The sequence below is a fragment of the Bacteroidota bacterium genome (assembly GCA_041658205.1).
GTDB lineage: Bacteria > Bacteroidota > Ignavibacteria > UBA10030 > UBA8401 > UBA8401.
This window is the reverse complement of record JBBAAO010000001.1, coordinates 1,316,224-1,341,729: the sequence shown is the minus strand read 5'-3', so window position 1 is coordinate 1,341,729 and position 25,506 is coordinate 1,316,224. Positions and strand designations below refer to the sequence as shown.

16 protein-coding genes are annotated in these 25,506 nt (G+C 42.1%); all 16 read right to left on the bottom strand.

The features are described from left to right. Positions 1–165 precede the first annotated feature (165 nt). The 16 genes from WDA22_05485 to WDA22_05410 all read right to left on the bottom strand — a co-directional run bounded on the left by WDA22_05485 (position 166) and on the right by WDA22_05410 (position 25,484). On the bottom strand, positions 166–660 hold the full coding sequence (locus WDA22_05485; protein ID MFA5832915.1) for a 3'-5' exonuclease: 495 nt from the start codon (positions 658–660) through the stop codon (positions 166–168). A gap of 175 nt (positions 661–835) precedes the next feature. After that, positions 836–3,493, bottom strand: a complete 2,658-nt coding sequence (locus WDA22_05480; protein MFA5832914.1) for a beta-L-arabinofuranosidase domain-containing protein — start codon at positions 3,491–3,493, stop codon at positions 836–838. 188 nt (positions 3,494–3,681) lie between these two features. After that, positions 3,682–5,253, bottom strand: a complete 1,572-nt coding sequence (locus WDA22_05475) for a citrate lyase subunit alpha (GenBank protein ID MFA5832913.1) — start codon at positions 5,251–5,253, stop codon at positions 3,682–3,684. Between the two features lie 7 nt (positions 5,254–5,260). Next, positions 5,261–6,460: an aldolase/citrate lyase family protein gene (locus tag WDA22_05470; GenBank protein MFA5832912.1), complete on the bottom strand. Its 1,200-nt coding sequence runs from the start codon at positions 6,458–6,460 to the stop codon at positions 5,261–5,263. 13 nt (positions 6,461–6,473) lie between these two features. Continuing rightward, positions 6,474–7,457: an ADP-ribosylglycohydrolase family protein gene (locus WDA22_05465; protein MFA5832911.1), complete on the bottom strand. Its 984-nt coding sequence runs from the start codon at positions 7,455–7,457 to the stop codon at positions 6,474–6,476. Positions 7,458–7,478: 21 nt separating this feature from the next. Further along, on the bottom strand, positions 7,479–8,807 hold the full coding sequence (locus WDA22_05460; GenBank protein MFA5832910.1) for an ADP-ribosylglycohydrolase family protein: 1,329 nt from the start codon (positions 8,805–8,807) through the stop codon (positions 7,479–7,481). Beyond that, positions 8,804–9,856 (bottom strand): ADP-ribosylglycohydrolase family protein, encoded by a 1,053-nt coding sequence (locus WDA22_05455; protein ID MFA5832909.1) that lies wholly within the window; start codon positions 9,854–9,856, stop codon positions 8,804–8,806. Before WDA22_05455 ends, WDA22_05460 begins: the two co-directional genes overlap by 4 nt. After that, the gene (locus tag WDA22_05450; protein ID MFA5832908.1) at positions 9,853–10,842 is read right to left on the bottom strand and encodes an ADP-ribosylglycohydrolase family protein; all 990 of its coding nucleotides are present in this window, start codon (positions 10,840–10,842) and stop codon (positions 9,853–9,855) included. Before WDA22_05450 ends, WDA22_05455 begins: the two co-directional genes overlap by 4 nt. Continuing rightward, complete coding sequence (locus WDA22_05445) at positions 10,839–12,158, bottom strand: sugar ABC transporter substrate-binding protein (GenBank protein ID MFA5832907.1); 1,320 nt, start codon at positions 12,156–12,158, stop codon at positions 10,839–10,841. Before WDA22_05445 ends, WDA22_05450 begins: the two co-directional genes overlap by 4 nt. Beyond that, positions 12,158–12,994, bottom strand: a complete 837-nt coding sequence (locus tag WDA22_05440) for a carbohydrate ABC transporter permease (protein ID MFA5832906.1) — start codon at positions 12,992–12,994, stop codon at positions 12,158–12,160. The genes WDA22_05445 and WDA22_05440 overlap by 1 nt, the downstream gene beginning before the upstream one ends. After that, positions 12,991–13,896, bottom strand: a complete 906-nt coding sequence (locus WDA22_05435; protein ID MFA5832905.1) for a sugar ABC transporter permease — start codon at positions 13,894–13,896, stop codon at positions 12,991–12,993. The genes WDA22_05440 and WDA22_05435 overlap by 4 nt, the downstream gene beginning before the upstream one ends. 120 nt (positions 13,897–14,016) lie before the next feature. Next, on the bottom strand, positions 14,017–16,407 hold the full coding sequence (locus WDA22_05430) for a serine hydrolase domain-containing protein (protein ID MFA5832904.1): 2,391 nt from the start codon (positions 16,405–16,407) through the stop codon (positions 14,017–14,019). 56 nt (positions 16,408–16,463) lie between these two features. Beyond that, positions 16,464–18,146, bottom strand: coding sequence for an alpha/beta hydrolase-fold protein (locus tag WDA22_05425; GenBank protein MFA5832903.1), 1,683 nt, complete (start codon positions 18,144–18,146; stop codon positions 16,464–16,466). Between the two features lie 26 nt (positions 18,147–18,172). Next, positions 18,173–18,688, bottom strand: coding sequence for a T9SS type A sorting domain-containing protein (locus tag WDA22_05420; GenBank protein MFA5832902.1), 516 nt, complete (start codon positions 18,686–18,688; stop codon positions 18,173–18,175). 205 nt (positions 18,689–18,893) lie between these two features. Next, positions 18,894–23,177, bottom strand: a complete 4,284-nt coding sequence (locus tag WDA22_05415; GenBank protein MFA5832901.1) for a fibronectin type III domain-containing protein — start codon at positions 23,175–23,177, stop codon at positions 18,894–18,896. Positions 23,178–23,294: 117 nt separating this feature from the next. After that, positions 23,295–25,484 (bottom strand): T9SS type A sorting domain-containing protein, encoded by a 2,190-nt coding sequence (locus WDA22_05410; protein MFA5832900.1) that lies wholly within the window; start codon positions 25,482–25,484, stop codon positions 23,295–23,297. Positions 25,485–25,506 lie beyond the last annotated feature (22 nt).

The following is a 25,506-nucleotide window of genomic DNA, read 5'->3' as shown; positions in this document are numbered from 1 at the left end:
CGTTATATTTAAATGTGTTGAGAATATAGCCAATCTAACGATATTGTCAAACAGACGACGTCATAATTTTTTGACATATTGTCCTCAGACACATTTCCAAATATGTTTAAAAGACTGAATTGTCTGATTCTATAACAATTTGAGCAATTGAGTAAACCAATCATTTCATCGTTCAATTCTTTTCAACACTTCCAACATTATCCGAGCGCATGCTTCTGCGTCGGATCCCGCTTCGTGATGGTTCAGTGGAATAAATAATTGTCTGCAGACATTTGAAAGATTTGCAGGCCGAATTTTTAAGACTGATCGAGATAACCGGACAGTACACCGAAATTCAATTTCCGGAGGTGCAATACCATAAGTGGAGCAGCATGACTGAAGCACTCTCTTATCAAACGGAGCATTATGGGCAACAACAAAATCAATTCCTTCAAAAAAAGGGAGTACTTTTTTCCAAATATCTTTAAATGTCCCTTTCTTTTTGACATCATCCCAGGAAATACCATGAATGTGTGAAAACTCAAAATGTTCGTATGGCGGTTTAATGAGAAAGGTTTTTTTCGGAGCAATATTTCCATGGAGCACTTGTACTAACCCTACGGAACATGCACTGTTGGAATATCGGTTAGCTGTTTCGAAATCGATAGCGAGGAAGTTCATTCTGGTGTGTAAAATAGTATTACAGCGTAGAGAATCACTCTTGTCTAAAGATACATTAAAATTCCTTCCCGTGTTTGTTTATTGATTTCTGCATGGTATTTTCACAATTCATAAAAATGTATTCCCATACTTTGGAACAACTTCAACAGGTACAAACTGTTATACTCAATAGAACCTATTTACTAATTGCATTCAATGGCAACCACACTTGGACGTCACCTCCGGTTTGACTCGCATCAGCAAACGGAACTAAAAGTAATTCGTTCATCGTTGAATCTGTTTCTCCAACTTTTATCGGAATAGAATACGATTGCGTTCCAATCCACTCCTTCGGAAGGACATTGACTTTAGAAAAAAATTCAAATTTATTTTTAAGAAAATATTGCGATGCTGTATCCTTAAACAGATCAGTGATTAATGATTTATCATACGCTAATACCTGCGGTCCCCTTTGGAAAGCGATATGATTGGGATAACTTTTTCCTCCGGAAATTGTTTGAACCGGCATATCGAAAGATATTCGTATCTTGTCTTTTGATTTCCATGTACGAGCAATCGTTAGAAAATGATTGGGAGTCCCCTTAAATTCCTTTCCCCCAACTTTTGCACTGAACGATGAACACCACGAAGGGACTCGTAATGCAATGGGAAAAGCAGCAGATTTCGAAACATTTACTGATACTGTTATCTCTCCGTTTTCAGGAAAACTTCCTGAAACCTGTGCGGATAGAATAATTTGTTTTTTATCCGTGGAAGTTATTGTTTCTTTATACGTCGCCGGTTCATACATCAACAATGTCGGTATTTCATTTATTTTCCCAAATGTAAAATAAGGGATCATGGCAATACCGCGAGGCACGCTCGATGTGCAGCAGCTGATATGTCCGATAAACGGCTTCTTATCCATTAAGGGAGTATAATAACTCACGCAACCGTTCTTCGGGTTCTCTGCTCCCAATAAATGATTATAAATAGATTTTTCAATCTGTTCAGCATATCGGAGATCTCCGGTCACTTCGAAAAGCATCCGATTAAGCTGAATCCACGTTACTGTAACACAGCCTTCACCGATATGATTTTTATCCCCGCCAGGCAGCACAAAATCATCTTGAAAATATTCCATTGAACTGGTTGTTCCTGTTATATAAAGCCTCTTCGTTACTACATCCTCCCATGCACGAAGTGCCGGCGTCAAAAATTTTACATCCCCAGTCACTTTATAAAGATTCACTAATCCAACATAATTTGAAAGCATTTCGTATGCCTTCCCGTTTGCCACTTTATTTACCTGTCCGGTTTCCATGATTGCACTGATCACTTTCGGGCCGTTTTTTTGTTCATAGGCACCAATAATGTAATAGCAGAAATCCAAATATTTTTTTTCTCCGGTGTACCGGTACAATTCTACCATAGGATCTAACACACTTGTTGCGGCCATCCCAATATGTGTGCCCGCTTCAATAATGTCCCGTTGTCCCGGCAAATTGCCAAATGTTTTACATAACAAATCGCCGATTCTTTTGCAGGATTCAAGCGCAGGTTGATATCCCGTTGCAGTGTAATAACCAAGTAAACCATATAGATTATACTTATGAGACCATACATCCCAACTTGTCCAATAATCACTTGGACTGTATGTTCCCAAATATCCATCATCCAATTGAGTGTTTATGAGTGTGAACATCAATCGATCCATCTGCTTCTTCAATCGAGTATCATGGGTATATTTCCAAACGTTCGATGCCGTCTCTAGATACTTTCCAATATGTTCTCCAACCCACGGATGATTTCCCGGACGTTGCAGATACGAATCGATCATTCCTTTTTCATCAACTTTCAACAGCCGTTCTTCAAGATTTTGTATCAGCCGTTTTTGAATGTAACCGTTCATTTTCTGATTGTTGAACTGGACAGAAGAGTATGCATCGGTAATTTTATTTTGGATAATCGGTTTTGGCTCAACACCGGTTGCGATATCAATCTGCTTATTTGCTAAATAGCGTTGCTCTTTTTTTACTGCAATCTTGCTTTCGCTTTCCGTAAACCGATATTCAAGCGTCAGGAAATCTTCTTTGCCTGGGTGAAATTCAGAAAACATTACAACAGTGTCAGAACCGGGAATCAGGTGAATTTCTTTGGACTCTTTGTGGAGCTCTGGTTTAGATTTACTCTTGATACGATATTCTATCGTACCGTGATATGGTTTGTTTCCTTTATGGGAAAATGAAACGGTCGCGGAGAATGCATTATTTGACGTTTCAGCAATAGCATATGATATCGAAACAAAATCATCCCACTGGACTGCGCTATACGTATATGGACCTTCATACATTCCGATTCCGCCAATATCGGGACTGAATACTCTGACGGCAATTACATTTTCTTTGTCGTATTGAATATCATTTGAAGAAATAAGATAGACTCGTTGAACATCCCACTTTGTAACATATGTTGGAGGTAATGAGCCCATTTGTCCGATAAGTTTTCCATTAAAATAGGTAAAATCGACATCGTCAATCTTTCCAAGGCAAAGTTTTAGCCCATTTCCCTTTTCAATAGCACTTTTCATGCTCGAGGGAATGATGATTCTTGTTCGATACCAGGAATAGACATTCTCTTTGATATCTTTTGCAGCCCAGCTGGTTTGGACATTTTTCGTATCCCAAAGAGAATCATTAAATGTTGAATTCGCCCATTCCGGATTGTCCCCTATTCTAAATTTCCATGTTTTGGGTAAATCAATCGTTTGAGCATAAATGCGTAATACGCTTCCAATGAGGACGCTAAGGAAGAAAAATAGTCCGACAGTTTTTTTATCAAAAGATATCTTCATAGGAGTGTAAGAGAGGTAAGATGTACGAAAGAAGTAATGAATTTTTTTAACCTATTTCAGGAAAAACTTTTTCGAGTATATTGTAAAAACGCAATAGTCTCATACGTTTCATCAACCATACGCTGAAAATCACCGATGTTGATCGAACGTTTGTTTGTGGAACATTTCCAAATAAACGCTGGAATGTTTTACTTTACTGTGAAAATAGTATCCAGTACTGTTCCATCAACCCAATTGACGACCGCGGCAACATTTTCTGAAGAAAATTTCGGATGTTCGGGTTTCCCTCCGCAGATTGTATTTACTTCGCTCTGAATATCTTTAAGCGATCGGATGGGTAATCTGCTGTTTGTCAATTTCTTTATTAAATCGATGCGCAAAGGGTTTATTGCAATTCCTCGTTCGGTAACAACCACGTCAATCATTTCACCCGGGCCACATAAAGTTGTCACCCGATCTACAATAATCGGAACGCGGTCTCGAAATGAAGGTATTGCCAGAATAACACATTTCCCGAACAGACAATCTTGCCATCCGCCGATACCGTGCAGTAAATATCCATCGGAATGCGTAACAACATTTGCGTTAAAATTGAGATCGACTTCTGTAGCCCCAAGCACAACTGCATCGAGCATTGACGCAAAATTCCCTTTCCCATGAAAATTATAACTTGTAAAAGGACTTGTGCTGACATGGTTTGGATTATCACGTAACGAACGGACACCTTCGATATCAAACGCTTGTCCGTCCAAGATATAATCTGTCAAACCCTCTTCCAGCATTTGTGAAAGATATTGAGTGCTGCCTCCTCTAATGAATCTTGCCTTCACCCCTTTGGCTTTCATTCGTTCTTTCATCAATAGCAGAAAGGCAAGATTAATTCCACCGGCGCCTGCTTGGAACGAAAATCCCTTTTGCATGATTCCTGTTTCTTCAACAAATTGTGCAATATATTCCGCAATAAGAATTCTATCCGGGCTTTTTGTTACTTGAGTTGTTCCTGAAACAATTTTTGACGGATCACCGAGAGAATCAACCTGCACAACAAAATCAATATTGTTACCTTGAATATGCCAAGGAATACAAGGGAAATCCACTAATGTATCAGTAACGACAATCACCCTATCGGCATACTCGGAATCACCCAATGCAAATCCAAGAGGGCCGCAAGCAGATTTACCATTCACGCCATTCGCATTGCCAAAAGAATCGGCACATGGAGCAGCAATTACGGCTATGTCAATATGTACATCACCATCCTGAATTGCTTTATATCTTCCCCCATGAGATCGCAACACGCCAGTCCCATTCATTTTCCCTTCTGATGCGTAGCGACCCAACGGTCCGTTCATGCTTCCCTCAATATGATGGATTGTCCCATCTTTTAAATACTTTATCAAATATTCATGGCATGAAAATGATGCACTGGGAAACCACCGAATATTCTTTATTCCCATCGCCTTTATCGTATCGAACAGTGTGTTTGTTAATTCATCACCGTTCCGCAAATGGTGGTGTGTTGATATTGTCATTCCATTCTTCAACCCACATTTCTTTAATGCATCTTTAAGATTTTTTACAAGTTTATTTCCATCAGAAGGATAGTCAGCGCAACTTCGTATTGGCGGTGCAGACATCGCTCGTTCAGGATGGTATTTACTGATACCTTGAAATGGAATTGTCTGTTTTCCATTAACACGTGTCGGAACAGATCGACCTGCTGCATTTTTGACGAATGGGAATTTCGATTCTTTTGCCATAACTGTTTTATTCACCAAAATTATTTTTACTCAATGATAAAATACGCTGAGCCCTTTTTACCACGGGAGCATCAATCATCTTTGATCCTAACGCAACAACGCCGGAACCATTTTTCTTTGCCGTATTAAACGCCTCAACAACACGACGAGCATACTCGATCTCCTTTTCCGTTGGTGCAAACACTTTGTGAATAATATTAATTTGTCTCGGATGGATACATCCTTTCCCTTCAAAACCGATTGCCTTTGCCTCCAAAACACTCTGCCGTAAACCTGTCTCATCCGTAACATCGGAAAAGACTGAGTCTAGGGCTTGAATACCTGCCGCTTTTGCAGCGTTGATCACTGTGCTGCGTGCAAAGAGAGATTCCGTTCCGACTTTTGTTCGTTCAACACCAATATCAGCAGTGTAGTCTTCCAATCCAATGGCTAATCCACAGACTGATTCACTTGCTGATGCTATTTCGAATGCACGGACAACACCCAGCGCACTTTCAATAATTGGAATAAGGAAAATATTTCTCTTCTTTTTTTGTTCTTTTAAAATATGATGAATTGCACTATCAACTTCTGCCACTTGTGCTGCAGATTCACATTTTGGAATGAGAATAGTCTGCACATTGTGACAAATTATTTGCTTCAGATCTTCAAGTCCTGCCGGTAAAGAATTAATTCTGACCGATCGTTCAGCATTTTCAAAATTCACATTTTGAAAAGCATGTCGAACTAATATCCGGGCCGCATCCTTTTCGTTGGGTGAAACACTATCTTCCAGATCTAAAATGATACAATCAGGCTTATGCAAGCTCGCGTTGAGGAAAAAATGCGGTTCGTTGCCTGGAAGATAGAGACGGGTCCGGCGCATACTGTCTCGCTCAGCGGTGTTAGAGTACTTCACGATTCCGATAGAGGCTTCTTTGAGAATTTCAGGATCAGCTCGTTTCACCGCCGCTTCGACTCTCGCAGCAATAACAAATGGAACAGCACCTTGATCTTCTACAATGAGCGCTGCATGCTTTACTTCCAATTGCGTAAGAGTTTCAATAATGAGCGCACGAATCGATTTTCCATAGAGTGTTTCAACTTTACTTTTGAGATCGATCGTTATGCCTCCGCTGTTCATGATCGTCACTTGAACATGGCAATCCGAACGAACATTATCGCCTTTTCTTCCGGCGGTTCCTATTTTTTGTTTTTGAGTTTTCATCGTCCGCACCACGCTACGTATTCAAATCAGATAATTGTGAAGCAACATCAAAGAGATCCATTCCTTTCGTGAACGGGAGACAAACACCTGTCGTCATACGAACTTTGTCGACCCACGAGGGAGGAATTTTACTCATTCCGTTCATTGCACCGCTGATTGCACCAACAATGGCAGAAATGGTATCGGCATCCCTGCCGAAATTTCCACTGTAGATAATTCCCCGTTTGAAATCCCCATTTGTTAATTTAACTATTGCTAACGCAGAAGCAACTGCTTCCGGCGACACCGATTTGTATTCTGTCCATAAAGCATCATGCAGAGGTTTCCACGAATCCTCTAGCGTTTTTTTCTCTTCAATAATTTCCCACACTTTTGTAAATGTAAATCTCATCCAGGAATCTTTTGGAGTGACATCAATGGCGGTCTGAAATATTTCATCCACCGATGCACCAGCCATTGCAACGGCGACAGAAGCCGCAACTGCCTGCGCACTCCATAATCCATCTCTGGAATGACTGATTCGTGCATCAATATCCGCAATGTAGGTCGCTCGTTCTGGATCACCGGCACAAGCGATTCCAATGGGAGTCACCCGCATAGCAGCTCCATCGCTCATATAATGTGAATTATAGATTCCGGAAAGCGGCGGTAACACTCCGCGACGAATATTTGCAGCGGCTTCCCTTTCGCTTGCCCCTCCCCGTTTTAATTCTGACAACGGAAGCACATGCGTTTTCCATCCTTCCAACACATCGGCATCAGTCAGATTCCCTTTGGCTTTAATCAACATTTGTGCAGTCAATAATGCAAACTCCGTATCATCGGTACCAGGTGCCGGCTTTTCGGAAAAATCCATCGTAATACCATACTGCAAGTGATAATCTGGTGATCGTGCAATATCTCCAAACGAATCACCGATAGCGTGTCCCACAAGACATGCACGCGCTCGATCCTGTAACAATGGTTTATTTTTTAAGAGTTCATCTTTTGTCAACATACAGTTCTTTCATTATTTGGCTCAATAATTTGAAAGTTTGAAAGTGCGGGCTGCCAGATCACTCAACAACATATTGTCGAACCCTTTCAGACTGCTGCGGATCGTATTATTAAGTGGAGAGATCCATTTTGCAGGAAGCTTTTTCGCACCAAGGATTGTTCCCATGATGGAACCAACCGTTGCACCGTTACTGTCTGTATCCCAACCTCCCATCACAACATTGCAAATTGCACGTTCATAGTCACCTTTGGAAGATAATAATGCCGCAACAACAAGTGTTGCATTATTGATGGTATGAACCCAGTGATATGTTCCGTACTTTTCATAGAGTGTTTCCACAGTAACATCCCAAGATTGATCCTGAATGGGAAGAGATAAAACAAACTGAATTGCTTCCGCTAATCTGGATCGAGCAGGAATACATGACAATGCTTCGGTTATTATCATACGGATATCTGTCTGTTGAAACGAAATGGCGATGGCCGCCGCAAAAAACATTTCACCATACATTCCGTTTTGCACATGACTGACGCTGGAATCGCGCCAAGCAAATTCGGCAGCACGCAATGGCTGTGCGGGAGAAATCCATCCCCAAAAATCAGCACGGATCTGAGCTCCAATCCATTCCCGATACGGATTTCTGATAGTTGCCGTTTGTGGAGGGAATATTCCAGACAGACGATTAAGATATGCAACGCGCTCTGCAGTAAATGTGGAAAGTACCGGCGAAAGTTCCAACCATGTTTGAATAATATGTTCTGCGGTAAATCCTTCTCCATAACGTTCGTAGGCCGTTAGATTCAACATCGGATAATTCATGTCATCATCTTCTGCCATACACACAATATTCTCTCTGAGGCTTTCTTTACCGCCGTGTCTGTTCCATGGATATTTTTCTAATAACGAATCGGGGATTCCTTTAGCGGTGAGATACTCAGAAATCGGCCATGTGCCATTTGATGAAAGTAATTCGATTGACCCCGATCGTGTAATTTTTTCAATCGGTTTGCCAAGCAGGCAACCTGCGCTTCGACCGAGCCATCCACCCAAAATTTTTTCTTCAATCAATGGCGGAGAAAACTGAGATTTAGCTTGAGAGTGTAGATGACATTGGAGAACAATTTCATTCCATCCCGAAGGTTCATTCTGCTCGTTTTCATTTCTCGAGGGTGTTTCAATAAGTTTCTTGTAAAATATTTCAGCTTGAATCCCTAATTGATGTTCTTCTAATTTGAGATTAAGAATTTGTTCCCATTCATTTTGTATTGCAGTAACATTGTTCCCTTCTTCTGCTCGCTGCTGCAGTTCGTGTTTAATTCGTTCCGGTAGTTCTATCCAAGAGATTCTCATAATAATATTTTCTGTCCAGTCATATTGGAAATCTGGTCCGTCAATTCGAGATAATTTTTTCCAGTGTATGAAGGGATGCAGATTCCTTTTAAAGTTCCAATTGCCTCCATCCAATTTTGTGACGCAATGTTTGTTGATTGTGCCGCCGCAACCACTGCTCCTACCATGGCAGGAAGTGTTTCACCGCTTTTTGCAAATGCCGATGATGTTGTCACAGCAGTTTCAAAATTGTTATGGTGTAATTGCGCAATTACAAATGTCAATGCTAACGTTTCAGGTGCAGCATTACCATAACTATATTCACGGTTGATAATCGTATCATGAAGTTTCGGAAGAATTGAAAAGATTGAATTGCATTTTGCTGAAATTGTCAACACTTCGTCAACGATTCTTCTTATCCAGGATCCTGCAGGCAGAACATGAAGTGCAATTTCAATTGCGTCCTTCATTTCTTTGCCAGAACAGAGCATACTTATTAGTACTGCGATGGATTGAGCCGCCCAAATCCCATCTTCGCTGTTCGTAACGGCAGCATCAATTTCAGCGATTCGGGCCGCTATATCCGGTTGACCAGCGCAAATGATCCCGATTGGTATGGCTCGAGACATTGCACCATCATCAAAATAGTGAGGATTTTCCTTTCCACTTTGAGGAGGCAGAATGCCATTTCGTAAATTGTGAAGAGCTGCTTGCGTACTAACTCCTCCGCGAATCGGATCCTTTGATTGTGCAAGTTTCAACCAAGCTTGAAGAACAGATCGATTATATGAATGAAAACCATTACCAAGTAAAATATAGGATGAAAATGCAGCCCATTCAGTTTTATCGGTCGGCGCAATAGTAAAATATTCCGAAGGTTGGTTCAATGAAAACGGCATTGGTGTAACAATGACGTTTGTCGTTTCAGATAACGCGTCAATCTCTCGTCGTTTTCTTCGTGTCCACGGGGGGAGTAAAACACCTCTGTGAAACAAAGAGGTCCAGCTCAATGCATCACCGATCGCAAGGCCAAGCATAGCATTCTGCGCGCGTTGTTTTATTACCATCATGATGGTGTGCTCCACGCTTGGGCAAGAACGGATAGATCGTCAGCAACATTAAGAATGTTCATGTTTTTTACAGTATTAATACATGTCCCTTTAGAGATTGAGATACGTTTTGTCCAACGTTCTGGGATGACCTGAATACCTTGGTGCGCACCGCAAATTGCTCCGGCAATAGCAGCTATGGTATCGGTATCTCTTCCTAAATTAACTGCACCAAGAACAGCGTCTTCGAATTTTCCCCTTGCAGCAGCCACAAGGCCAAATGCAAGACCAACTGCTTCGGGTGCAACATCTGTCCAAAAATAATATGTGCAGGCAAGTGATTGATGCAATGGAACTAAAGAGCTCCACACATCATTACATGAACTGCCAATAGAAACACCACGCGTAATCGACGATGCTGTCCAGGAATTTTTGGGTAGTACCTCCAGTGCTGTTTTTATTATTTCATCAACAGATGCACCGTTCATTGCACACGCAATAGCTGCGGCCACCGCTTGTCCGCTGAATATTCCTTCGCCGGAATTTGCAATGATCCCATCTTCTTTTGCAAGATGTGCAGCGAAGTGATAATCAAACGCAGATGCAATACCGTATGGAGTTACACGCATCGCGAGTCCGTCGCTCCAACTATGCACATGCTGTCCGGAAGAGGGGGGTTGTAAACCCATTTGCAGATTATGAATGGCAATGATTTCGCTAAATCCGGCGCCTTTATACAAATTTGTTGAATTGATAATCTCGCGACGATAAGCATCGACTATTATTTCAGTTGTTAATTCTTTTTTGTGTTGTAATAATAATTTTGCACTGAACAATGCATATTCTGTATCATCGCTTCCTGTTTGATCTTCAGTGAGAAAATCAGTAATTCTTCCCCATCGAGATTCAATTTCCAACGGAGTTTTTCCTTCTGTCGGACGTCCAAGCGCATCACCAACCGCAAGTCCAAGAAAAGCCCCGCGCGCGCGTTCTTGATGTGTGATCACCAATTCTCCCCCCGTTGTTTATAACGCAAGAGAACGATATTGCTTTCATGTTCTATCCGTTTCGCGGCCTCGTCAACAGATAATCGTCCGGCAAACAATTCCTGTAATATAGGATTAGCAACACGGCTTTTCCATTCAACATAACCGGGGGCCCCAATCCACGATCCGATTCCCAGTGTTGCAACAGAACTACAGGTAATGTCCCATCCTCCGATGGTGTCTTTAAATTCCGGCATAGCCAGACATGATTTTCGTGCTGGAATCATCCAATCATTTAATGCGAGGCGAGCTGTATTTTTTGAGCTTAACATAAATTCAATAAACATCATTGCTTCCTTAGCTCGTTTGGATTTTTTTGGCACACTTAACGTTTGTGTACTCGCTCCGTATGTTTGTGTTTTTGCTTTGATAGGAGGCATTACTCCCCATCGAAAATCTTTTGGGGCGTTTTCCACGAGCTGCTGCCTCCCCCATGCTCCAATTCCTATTAACATCGCATATCGTCCGCTGAATAATCCCGGTATCATCCCAGCGCCTGTCTCACCAATGCTCGTGGGTGAAACAGATTTATCTTTATACAACATATTCCCGATCACTTTGAGCAATTCTTTTTCCTCAGCATTCACTTTTACCACAAAATGTTTTCCCTCTTTTTTGAAGAAAGAACCACCAAAACTAATTGATGTGTTCATAATGATATTCGCCGAATTGCGCAATCCGAACGCCGCACCATATTGATCAACAGCACCATCACTATTTGTATCTTTTGTCAATGTTATTGCTGCTGCTTGCAAGTCATTCCACGACCAAGGGTGCTCGATCGATGGTGGAATAATTCCTTCTTGTTCAAACAGCGATTTATTATAGAGGACAACTAATGATTCTATGAGGAATGGAATCCCGCTTACTTCACCATTGGGTCGTGTTACTGTCCCCCATGCAACATCCAGAATATCGCTTTTCATCTCTGCAGAAATGAACGGAGATAAGTCGGTCAAATACCCACGCATGGCATAATCAATAATCACCGATGATTCATAATGAAAAATATCAGGAACATCTCCGGTTTCAAATGCCGTCACAAGATAATCATGAGCGGAGTTCCAAGTCCCCTGAATATATTCAACCGGTTGATCTGGATGTGTGCTATTCCACTCATTAACGATGGATTTATTTGTTGCTATTGCTGCTTCTTGCCAAGCAAGACTTACAAAACGGAGCGGTTGTTTCTCTTTTTCTTTATTCTCCCCTGTGAACTGAACATAGAGGAACAAACCAATCGCTACAACTGATATGATCATTATAATTTGTTTCATTATCCTTTCAATGCTCCGGATACCAAGCCTGTCGTGAACCATTTCCGCATAAAGACAAACAATACTACGGAAGGGATTGTAGCGATGACGCTTGCTGCAGCCAAAGGACCTGTTCTGGCCTGTCCTTCCATTCCCGTATATCTTGCAAGTTCAACTTGCAGTGTCGCAAGTGCCGGACTTTTCATCAAGACCAAAGCAAAGAAAAACTCATTCCAGGCCGAAATAAAAGCAAAGAGAGCTGAAGCACCAATAGCAGGTAACAGTAATGGCAGTAATACGGTAAAAATCACCTGTGTTCGACTTGCTCCATCAATCACTGCCGCCTCTTCTAGTTCCAACGGGATACTTTTTACATAGCCATGCATCATCCACAATACAAACGGCAGCGACCAGACAACATAGATCAATGTCAATCCAATAAGAGAATCCGTCAATCCAATATAGCGCAACAGTACATAAAGAGGAATCATGACTAGGATGACGGGAAATATTTGTGAAACAAGAATCCATCCCAAAATTGTATTATTGATAACGGATTTGTAGCGCACCATTGCATATGCCGATGGTACGGCAAGAAGAAGAACGAGAATTGTCGAAACAACACCGACGATAACACTATTCCACATGCTTCGAAAAACTTGTTGGCCATTGATTACGGAACGATAATGATCAAACGATATCTGTTGTGGTAAAATTGTCGGGACCCCCGAGTAAATTTCCTGAGTTGATTTTAATGAACTTGCCACAACCCACAACAATGGAAAAAGCAAAAATATTATATAGAGGATAATTAATCCATGAATCAGCATGCTTGAACGAAGTCGGATTTTAGTCATGCCTCGCTCCGCTCGCGTAATTGTACACGGATGTACATAAAGAGCATGACTGACAGTATAATGACCATAACGTTTCCAATTGCTGCCGCATATCCGATATATCCGTAGCGGAAACCTTCTTCATATGCCGCAAGCATCGGTAATCGAGTCAATCCTCCCGGACCACCCTGCGTCAACACCCAAATAATTCCAAATGTGTTAAAATTCCACATGAACGTAAGAGAAATGATCGCCGCTAACACCGGTTTTAACACAGGAAGGGTGATATTCCAAAAACGATCCCACATTCCTGCGCCATCAATTTTGCTTGCTTCATAGAGATCGTTTGAAATTGTTTGCAATCCTGCTAATAAAAAAATTGCGGCCTTCGATATCTCTCCCCACACTCCGGCCACAATCACCGCAGGAATGACATATTCAAAACTCGACAGCCAGTTTATGGGTGCTGTGATCAATCCCGCATTGTTCAACAAAATATTTACCGCGCCGGTATTCGGCTCATACATCTGTCGCCAGAGAATTCCCCGAATAATCGGCGGCGTAGCCCAAGGAAGTAAAATGAGAATCGTATAAAATGAAGCAAATCGTATTTTGGTATTTAACAGAAGAGCAAGACCAAGACCGAGTCCCACTTGCAATGCTGTCACAATTAATGTCCAGATCATACCTATCTTAAATGAACTCCAAAAATATTCATCATTGAATAGCTGAATATAATTATCAATGCCGTTGAATGAGATTGGATCGCCAAGACGATAATCAGTGAATCCAAGATATATTCCTCTCAACAACGGAATCAACGAGAACACCGTCACCAAAAGAATCACAGGCAGAAGTAATTGCAGCTGACCTATTTCTTTTTTTGAATATAACGAATGATTTTTCTTTTTCTTTGTAATCACGGAGTAGTTATTTGGCCCTTCATCATTCCCCGACAAAATCCGTCAAGGGTTCCTCAGAGTGACTGCAATTATATAAAAATTCGAAATAGATAATGTTGTATACACACTTCTTCATATTCATCAATTGTTGATTACACCCATACAGTGTTCAATGAATGCGCGCTCAAATTCTTCATGGAATTTCCCGGTGCTGTTTCGTGCTGAGATGATAATGAGATCGTTTTGTGGATCAATACGAAATATTGTCCCAGATGCAGCACCATGTCCGAAAGCAGATGAGCTTAAACCACGTCCATCCATCGGCGATGACCCGATTCCCCATCGACGTTCTCCCACTGACAGCTCTTTGGGAAGCATTTTTTCAAATGACTGTTCTGAAAACAATTTCCATCCATTGTAATTCCCTTTGTTCAATAACATTTGTCCAAATCTGGCAAGATCAATGGCCGAACAATATAATCCGCCGTACGTATTGTCCGCATAAGCGCTGTTCATACCGATCGGATGGAAAATGTAATCCTGAAATAAATACGGTACAGCACGACCGGTAATCCTCTCCATCATCTTACCAGCAATAGCATAGCCAACTCTATGATAGGAAAAGGAACGTCCCACATCCACTGTTGGAAGGAGTTGAGCGATCTGATTGTCTAATGCAAAATTCCAATCTGATGCCCATTCACCGACATTCTGCAAACCGGAGGTATGGGTAAATAGATGGCGGAGCGTTAGTTCTGGCAAGTTATTTCCAGAAATTTCGGGAAGATATCGATTGATCGGATCATCAAGGTCAACAATTCCTTGATCGACCAACTGCATCATCAACACTCCCGTAAGGAGTTTTGTTATTGAGGCCATCCACATCTTGGAATTTGTTGCCAACGGTTTCCCATCTGCAGTAATTCCGAACGCTTCATGAAAAATAATCTTTCCTTTGTGCACAATGAGTGTCACATGAGGAACTCCGCCCTTCTCGGCCCAGTTCTTACACACCAATCGCAATTGTTCTATCTGTTCTTTCTTGTACGAAAATGTCGAAACAATTGAATCATTTACAACACTTAAAGATCCATTATTTATTTTTTGCGGAAGCATCACTGGATTTTTCTTTTCAGAGATGCCATCAAGTTTCCGTTTCAATGTAATCCACCACTGCCTGTCTTTTATTCGAGGAGTTTCGAATGCCAAGGTCCACCCGTTGATCTCACTCAACCCGGCAAGGAAAATTGCTGCATCGGAATTATACTGTGGAAAATACTTCATGCTGCCAAAAGAGAATTGTTCAAAATTCCTTTCATATGAATCCCACTGTTCAGAAGAGATTCTATATTCTTTTAAATTATTGAACTTTATCGGAATATTTGCACTATAATCATCAAACTCAACCGGGGAGCAATACAATGTAACATATCGTTTTACAATAAATCCTGACGGTGTTACCAATTCGATCACAGCGCCATATCGACCGGGAGATTCCGCAGATTTCACTTTTTGAAAATCCTTATTGTAAAATGTTACCGTACTTTGAGTTTTACCCAGTTCGTTTTCGACAAGGATTTCATTTTTCCATCGAAATGTTGGGAAACTTCCGGGAGGAAAGATATATTTTTCCGGAACAATCTCTTCCTCCATGAATGCTCGAATCCGTTTTTTATTAATTTCAGCCCATTTGATGGTGTCAACAATGTTTTCGGCAATGTTTATGTATGAATATCCGTTCCCTTCAGGCTGTTGATTCCTGGGAATTGTGATTTGTGCTTTAGACATAACTCCATCTTGCTGCAATCGAACTTCTCCTTTATCAGCACCGGGAGAATAGTGAAGAAGTGTTTTACCGGAAAGTTTTTTTGAAGTGCAGAGCGTATATGCAGCATCTCCCATATGAATAAAATCCATTGCAGAGTAGATGTTTCGATACTCATTGGCCTTCATGTAGACTAATGCATCCCGATACGCATATAAGCGATACCATATTTCCTCTTTCACCTCTCTGCCGCGGATTCTGAGTTTTAACGATTTCCCCTTGGTCAATTTTGACCGGTGAAGAGCTAACACCATATATCCCAAATTTGCCCCATAAGAATTTTGAGCAACTGCCGTAAACGAAAGACGGATTCCATTATTTCTTTTAACAGTCCATGCACTTTCATTTTTTGTGGAGAATGTAACAGTATCAGCGTCATTCACTGTAAGATCGAACCATTCATTGCCTAAATTGTTTCCAAAACCGCATACCCAAATGAATGAAGCTGAATCTCCTTTCCATGATTGTGGAATAGGGGCTGTATTCCATGCAAACATCGATTCACTGCCGGAAGTGCGGGCAACAAATGCTGAGTCCCTACTTTGACCGCTACGGTGAGATTGATACGGTGAGAATGTTCCCTCTATGTATGATTGATATCCTTCTATCCACTTATTCGGCTCTGACTCAATTGTAAAATGAAGTCTGGCCACTGATTCAATATTTACTTGTGCGTATAGAATAGAATGGATTGACAGAACTACCATTACTGAGACAAAGTGAATATTTTTACGAATAACGTGCTTTTCAGAATTTACTATCATCACTGTTTTTTCTTCGTTAAAAGCCATTCATAGATTGCAGGATTATTGTATGTTCTGGTCCAAGCATCGTGATATAGATCAGAATACGATGTGAACGTTGGGTTAGCACCGCAAACAACTAACATATTGATAACTGTTTGAGCTTTTGAAAATGGAATAATATCATCTTTTTCTCCGTGGAAAGCCCACAGTGGAATATCCTTTATTTTGCAGAGATCCCATCCATCTTCAATGCGAAATGCAACAGGAATCAGTGCCGCAAATCGTTTCGGATATCGTATTGCCAAATCTAATGTGCCAATCCCACCCATACTTAATCCGGTAAGATATATTCGATTTGTATCGATCGGGTAACGGGAAATAAGACTATCGATGAGTGTATTCAATTTTTGCTGGATTCCGCCGTTGTAATACCATTCTGTAGATGACGGGCATTGAGGGGAGACAACAATAAATGGAAATGTGTTTTTACCGTCAAGAATTTTTGGTAACCCCTCTCCTTTTACTTTCCAAAGATCGCTTCCCCGTTCGCCGATTCCGTGCAACGAAATGATTAAGGGATATTTTCCGTTCACGACTGCTGAAGTTTCGCGAGGCATAAAAAATAAATAGTTTAAAGTAGATAAGTCGTAAATCTCTTGTTGAATAATCGGATCGCTACCAAAATCCGGTTGCCCCAACACATAATCCGCAAAAGCGCCATTCGGCAGAGATGCGGCGTGATTAAAAACAAGAATACGATTGTTCGATTCATCAACAAGATATAATCTACCCGAAGCATCGCCAAATACTCCTCGTAAATTGCTCATACCATTTCGAGAGAAGTTTTTCAGATTGGTGGTAAAATCGGATTGCCCTAAAACTCCGCTTGCCGCCGCACCATTAGCCAACATCGAGACAGAATCAAATCGAATCACGCGGTTATTGTCATCTTCACAAACCCATAGATGATCGGTACTATCGGCATATACGCCCATCGGTCTATTCATTTTTGTCGATGAAAGTCCGCTTGTGCTTGTCACAAAATCCGGCTGGCCCAATACCCCATCGGCATTTGATCCATTTGATTTCGTCGAGGCAATTTCGAATCGTAAGACACGATGGTTTAATCGATCGGTGACCCACAAGTTTCCTTTCCGATCAACAAAGACACCAACCGGACCCTTCAATTTATTAGCAGAAGTTCCGCCGAAATTTGAAATAAAATCTGCTTGTCCTAACACTCCATCCGCTGCGGCACCGCTCAGTTTTGAAGAGGCATTATCAAACCTTAAGACTCTGTTATTGAGATAGTCACTCACCCACAATCTTCCGGCATTGTCCAGATGGACTCTGAGAGGATCATTAAACTTTGAAGCAGATATTCCGCTGGATGCTGTTGTGAAATCTGGTTGACCGAACACCGCTTCTGCCGGTGATCCGTTAATCATCTTTGCCGACGAGCTCCACCGAAGAACACGATTATTGTAGCGATCGACAACAAATAATTTTCCAGAAATTGGATCGACAGCAACACCAGAGGGAGAATTTAACAACGTTGACGTGGTTCCAGAAAGTTTTGCTGTAAAAATTGATTGTCCTAACACTCCCGCAGCTGGCATATTGTTAAATAGCGGAGACTGAGCGGAAAGTAATCCGAAACCAAAAGCAATTAAAACAAAAACATACAATTGTTGTTTCATTTCCTAAACATCCTTAACGATAAAAACTACTTCATCAAACACATTCGTTTAACAACAACTCCTTGTGTTGTACGAAGGGCATACCAATAAATACCACTGGGTAAATATTTTGCATCAAACGTGAGCATGTATTGCGTATTCGATGTAGCAACGTCATTGAATAAGTCCGTTATTTTTTGACCTAAAAGATTGAACACAGCAACAGAAGTATGGCCTGTATTTCCCACAGAAAAGAAAATCTGTGTTACAGGATTAAAAGGATTCGGGTAATTTTGAGAGAGGAAATGGTCTGCTGGGAATGTAGTACCTTCGACTCTGTTGATTGATACCAAGATTGATACATCGAACCGCATCACGCGATGATTATCAAAATCAGTCACCCAAATATGTCCATTGGGAGAATCCACAAAAATAGATTGCGGATAAGCGAAATTATTTACGGATGGAGCAACGGCGTTTACGGCAACGGATGCTTGTGAGTAGATGAATGGCTGAAGCGTGAACATTAACAACAACGCGCAATGTAATCCAGAGAGATGCATATTCTTCCAAAAAGGTGAAGTCAATTCTACCGAATTTCCATCTTCAAGATACCGGTAAGGTAACAATAAATAGAAAGGAATTGTAGAACATTATAATGCTGAGCATACATCAAACCCTTGAAAGGTTTTGAGGAATCAACATTCGGTGATTGAAATTCCTCTATTGAATGCTGCGCCTTTCAAGGGTTGATGATATTACCAAGAATTATTTCTGAAGCATCAGTTTTTTAACTTCCGTAAAGTTCTGCTCTGTTTCCCCATCGGATGAGGTTGCCGTAATCCGATAGATATACATACCGGTCGATAGTCCTGATGCATTCCATTGATAGGAATAATATCCAGCGGCGAGTTGGCTATTGACAAGTGTAACCACTTCTCTGCCGAGAACATCATAGATTTTCAATGAAACTGTACTTGCTTCCGGTAATCCGAATTTAATTGTTGTCGATGGATTAAATGGATTTGGGTAATTTTGCGACAAGGAATAGACAGTCGGTAAATTACTTTCTGCGTTTTCAACACCGGTTGTTGACGGTGTAGCATCTACTTCATTACTATATCCGCTTTCCATGCCGTAGATATTTACTGCTGTGATTCGGAAATAGTATTTCGTTTCATTTGTGAGGCCGGTCATCACTTTGACGGTATCGGAAATCCCTCCGGTGGCCGAATCGACTTTCGTTGTCGGATTTGCCGCAGTTCCACGATAGATTCTATACCGCAGGAAATCACCTTCTTGATTTTTATTCCATTTTATTGTCACTTGGCCGACGCCGCGTGCTGCACTGAGATTTTGAGGAGCTGCCGGAGCAGTGACAGTAATCGTTGGACCGTTAAACCGCAACACACGATGATTATATACATCAGGAATCCAGACACTGCTTGTTACATTGTCAACAAACACTGACAATGGATATCCCAAACTGCTTGCTGTCGGTGGAGTCGGTGATTCATCGGAAACGAAATCAAACTGACCGTACACTTGATCAGCATTTCCGCCATTCGCTTTTGCTGCTGCATTGTCATACACCATCACACGTGTATTTCCTTCGTCTGCAACATACAATCTTCCTGTTGCATCAACAGTCACTCCACGCGGTTCACCGAGACCTGCTTGAGTTTTTGCAAATGCAGATGATGTGAAGTTTACCTGACCTAACACGCCGTTTGCATCAGCGCCATTTGATTTCGATGCAGCATTATCAAACCGCAATACACGGCTGTTCGATCTGTCAGCAACCCATAAGCGACCATTGATATCCAAAAATACTCCCCATGGAGCACTCATTGTTGCTGCCGTTGTTCCTGAGGTTGTGGATGTATAACTGTCTTGTCCGAGCACACCGTTTGGTGTACCACCGTTTGCTTTTGCAGCAGCGTCATCATAACGAAGAACTCGATTGTTCGCTCTATCTGCTACCCACAATCTGCCATTTGCATCGGCATAAACACTTGCCGGAGCATTCATTTTTCCGCCTGAAGCACCTAAGGTGTTTGTAATAAAATCCGGCTGCCCAAGCACGCCATCTGCTGCAGCTGAGCTTGCTTTAGAGGATGCATTATCAAATCTCAGCACACGATGATTGTCTCTGTCTGCAACCCAAAGTCGACCGCTTGCATCAACGGAGAGGCCGTTTGGATTATTCATTGTGGAAGCGGAAATTCCGCCGGTATTTGCCGTTCGTGTGGTAAAATTCGGCTGTCCAAAAACCGCTTCGGCTTTTGCACCATTGGTCAATTTTGCAGTTGAACTGAATCGAAGGACTCGACGATTATCCCGATCGGCGACAAATAATTTTCCAGTCGTCGGATCGACGGCAACGCTTGCCGGTTCAGCAAACGTTGAGTCCGTCGGGGAAGTCCAATTTGTGTTCGTGGTGAAGTTGTTTGTTCCTAAAACACCGAACGCTGTTCCAAATGTGGATGGTGTCGCTGTGGCTTCATTGCTGTATCCGCTTTGCATACCATAAATATTCACAGCAGTAATGCGGAAATAATATTTTGTTTCATTCGTTAGTCCATAAATGACAATGGAGGTGTCGGAAGGGCCACCCAAGGTCGAATCGACTAACGTTGTGGGATTGGCTAGCGTTCCGACATAGATTCGGTATCGTGCAAAATCCCCCTCGGTATTTTTGTTCCATTTTAATGTTGCTTGCAGATTTCCACGATACGCAGCAAGTTGTTGCGGTGCTGATGGAGCAACAAGATTTATTTTGGGACTTTTAAATCGCAATACACGGTGATTATAAATATCCGGTATCCACACATAGCTATTCAAATTGTCAATGAAAAGCGAGAGTGGATATGCCAATGTATTAGCACCCGGAGGGTTTGGTGAAGCATCGGATGTAAAATCAAGTTGCCCATACACATTATCGGCATTTGCACCATTTGCTTTTGCTGCTGCACTATCATAAACCATTACGCGAGTATTTCCTTCGTCAGCAACATATAATCTACCTGCTGCATCCACCGCAACGCCGCGAGGTTCACCAAGACCTGCTTGTGTTTTTGCAAATGTTGCCGTAGTAAAGAGAGCTTGTCCTAACACACCATTCGCGTCTGCACCATTTGATTTTGTCGCTGCGTTATCAAAACGTAACACACGACTATTCCCTCTGTCTGCTACCCATAAGCGTCCATTCACATCAAAGAACACTCCCCACGGCGCACTCATTGTTGAAACTGATGTTCCGCTTGTCACCGATGAATAATCTGCCTGGCCTAATACGCCGTTAGGTGTTGAGCCGTTTGACTTGGCAGCAGCATTATCAAACCGGAGAACACGATTATTTGCTCGATCAGCAACCCAAAGTCGTCCATTAGCATCGGCATGCACACCGGCAGGAGCACTCATTTTACCGCCGGTAGCGCCAGCAGAGTTGGTGACAAAATCAGGTTGTCCCAGTACACCATTTGCGGCTGATGAACTTGTTTTTGTTGCTGCACTGTCAAAACGGAGGATACGATTATTATCTCGATCTGCAACCCACAATCGTCCGTTCGCATCAACGGAAACGCCGTTCGGATTATTCATTGTAGAGGCAGAGATACCACCGGTGTTCGCCGTTCGAGTCGTAAAATTTGGCTGGCCAAACACAGCTTCAGCAGCTGCTCCATTTACCATTTTATCGGCAGAACTAAACCGCAAGACTCTGCGATTATCACGATCGGCAACAAACATTTTTCCGGAAGCGGGATCGATTGCAACACTTGCCGCTTCTGCAAATGTTGATGTCGTTGGCGATGTCCAATCCGTGTTCGTTGCAAAATTATTTGTTCCTAAAACACCTATTGCTGATGGTGGACCAACCTCAAATCGTAACACACGATGATTCCCTAGATCCGGCACCCACAAATTGCTGGTAGCAGGATCAATAAAGAGCGACAAAGCATATGCTAAACTTTTTGCAGTGGGCGGATTCGGAGCAAGATCTGAAACAAAATCTGCCTGACCAATCACAAAATCTGCATTTGCTCCGTTTGCTTTTGTTGATGCACTATTATAGACCATGATTCTTGTATTGCCTTCATCCGCAACATATAATCTTCCCATAATATCCACAGCAACTCCGCGAGGCTCGCCAAGTCCTGCTTGTGTTTTTGCATACGTAGCTGTGGTAAATGTTGCTTGTCCTAATACACCGTCCGCAGACGCACCGTTTGGTTTTGTTGCGGCAGTATCAAATCGCAGAACACGACTGTTAGAACGGTCGGCAATCCAAATACGTCCTTTACTGTCTCCGGTAACACCCCATGGGGCACTTAATGTTGTTGCTGTCGTACCACTTGTAACAGTAACAAGATCCGGTTGACCGAGTACACCATTAGCCAATGCGCCATTGGTTTTTGTTGCAGCACTGTCAAACCGTAACACTCGATTGTTTGCTCTATCAGCAACCCATAAGCGGCCTTTGCTATCAACGTAAATGCTCGCAGGTGCATTCATTCTTCCTGCTGTAGTTCCTGTAGTACTATCGGCAAATGTCAATTGTCCTAATACTCCATTCGCTGCTGCACCGCTTGCTTTTGTTGATGCACTATCAAAACGTAAAATACGATTATTATCACGATCAGCAACCCAGAGTCGTCCATTCGCATCTACAACCACACTATTGGGGTTTTTCATTGTTGCAGCTGAAATTCCGCCGTTATTAGGTACTCTGGATGTAAAGTTCGGTTGTCCAAATACAGCTTCCGCTGCTGATCCGTTTATGAGTGATGCTGCGGAAGTGAAACGCAATACTCTACGATTATCCCTATCAGCAACAAACAATTTCCCTGTCGTCGGATCGATGGCAACACTGGCAGGTTCTGCCAATGTGGTCGTTGTCGGCGAAGCATAATTCGTATTTGTTATGAAATCTGTTGTGCCTAGAACACCTGCCGCTGCCGGAGTGTTCGAGAGAGGAATTTGTGCGAACAATGACAGATTCATCATTGCCAGCAACAAGAGCATCGTACCGAGTAGCTTGTTTTGTTTCATAAAACCTCCATCATAAAAAATTGAGAGGTGTATAAAAAGTGAACTATGTGATCTATTGTTACTAAACATGTTATGAAAAACACTTATTGACTTCTTAGGTGCATCAACATATCATAATTATTTGATGAGCATCATTTTTTTTGTCATCGAAACACCATTCACCTGCAGTCGGTAAAGATACACACCGGTCGAAAGTGAGGAGCCGTTAAATGGCACGGTCATCGTTCCGGCAGGAAGTTGTGTATTTAACAATTCATCAACTTTTTGTCCCAATGCATTAAAGACTTCCAGCAAAACAAACGACTTTGTTTTCACATCGACCGTGATAAAGGTTGTTGGATTGAATGGATTCGGATAATTCTGATGAAGCGATATTTTTTCCGGCATTAGCATATTTTTTTCAGACACAGATGTCAAAAGATCATTGGAATAGATCGTCAAACCATCTAATTTCTCTGCCGTATAGATATACTTACCATTCACAACAACGCCTCGTGATTCCGGAACTCCGTCATAAAATCCATCTTCTACCGGCGCTGATGGGTCAGAAATATTTATTGCCCTCACTCCCGTTCCTTCTGACGCCACATAACAGTATTTTCCATCCACTACAGCCGTATAGCCATATCCGCCTGTTTTAATTTTGGAAACCAACGATGGGACATTTAAATTTTCAATTTTGTAGATCTTTAAACTGTCGCCGTCCGGCACAAATGCATTCGTTCCGGAAATTGCAAAACCTTCGTTTCCTATTTTAAATGATCCGGTAGAACCCTTTTTCACCGGAGCGGAAGGATTAGAGATATCGTAAAAAGTAATTTTACTGTAGTCAGTAATCCCGGCGATTGATCCATTCACAGAAACATTTTCACCATAAACACTGTTGCCGGTATATTTAATAACAGAAGCAGAGGTCGGTGTTGTGATATCAATTACTCCCATTCCGCTGTCACTAGCGGCAACGTATACTTTTGTACCGCTGATGGAAATTCCGCGAGCACGAGGAGTTTTAATGGTATTGATCTTAACAGGAGTTGATGCATTTGTTACGTCAACAATATATACGCCGGAATCTCGAGCTGCCACATACGCATAATTTCCACTTGCAACAACTGCTCGAGAATCGCCACCCAAATCTACTGTTGAAAGTAATGCCGGACTGGAAGGATTTGACACATCGAGAATTCTGAGACCGGCCGTTCCATAAGCAACATATACTTTTCCGTTATCATAGAATGGCGTATATGCGGTTCCGGATGGCGCAGCAAGTGCTGCAAGAAAGGACGATGTCACCGGTGCCGTAGGAGTCGATACGTTGATGGCGCTGACTCCGGGAGCAGGATTTCTGTTTGCTACAAAAATATGTCCTGTTGGTGTTCCACCAACAGAGACGGCACCATAGTACAGCGAAGCAGCCCGTCCTGTCGTTTTAATTTTTGTCGAGTAAACCGGTGCTGCCGGATTCACGACATTATATATAGACATACCGGAATCACCGACGGCTACATATCCATAGTTACCATCAAATACAATCCGCGCAGTTCTGTATCCTGATGGAATCTCCATCACATTCACAGGATTTGCCGGTGCCGAAACATTCACCACAGCTAATCCGGCATCATAATTACATACGTAGGCATAACCCGACCTGACATTGATATACTGGTGGTATCCTCCATAAGCCGCAATTCTTCCGACATAAATTGGAGCTGCCGGGTTTGTTATATCAAGGATATGACTTCGTGATCCTGCTGCGATGTATGCGTACTGTCCAGAAATGACGACACTTTCACAATACTCTAAACTATCAATTGAGATAACTAATTGTGGAGTTGCTGGAGTGGCAATGTTGTACACTTTAAAACCAGCCCCACCAGCAGCTACGTACGCATATGTTCCGCTCGTGGCAATTCCTTCACATGTTGTGCCGGGAGCAACTTCCACCGTTGACACCAATGATGGTGTTGTGGGATTTTGAACATTCGCGATCCACATCTTACTGCCGCCGCTTGCAACGATGTATTGCGTACTATTGATCGATGTCCTTACAAGATCTTCGACAACAGCAGACACAGTCACGCTTCCAATTTTCACGGGAGTTGAGGGATTTGTGAAACTCGCTATCTGAATTTTATTTCCCAGTCCGTAATATACCACCGAACCTGCGGCAAATATTCCTTTGGATTCCCCTTCACCTTTTCCATAATTTCCAAGGAGTGACATGTTCTTACTCTCCTGAGCGATCAACACTTGACCTAACAGCATCACGAACGTAAGAAATATTGCAAACGGTGAATTAGATTTCATCTGAACCTCCATTGTGATGATG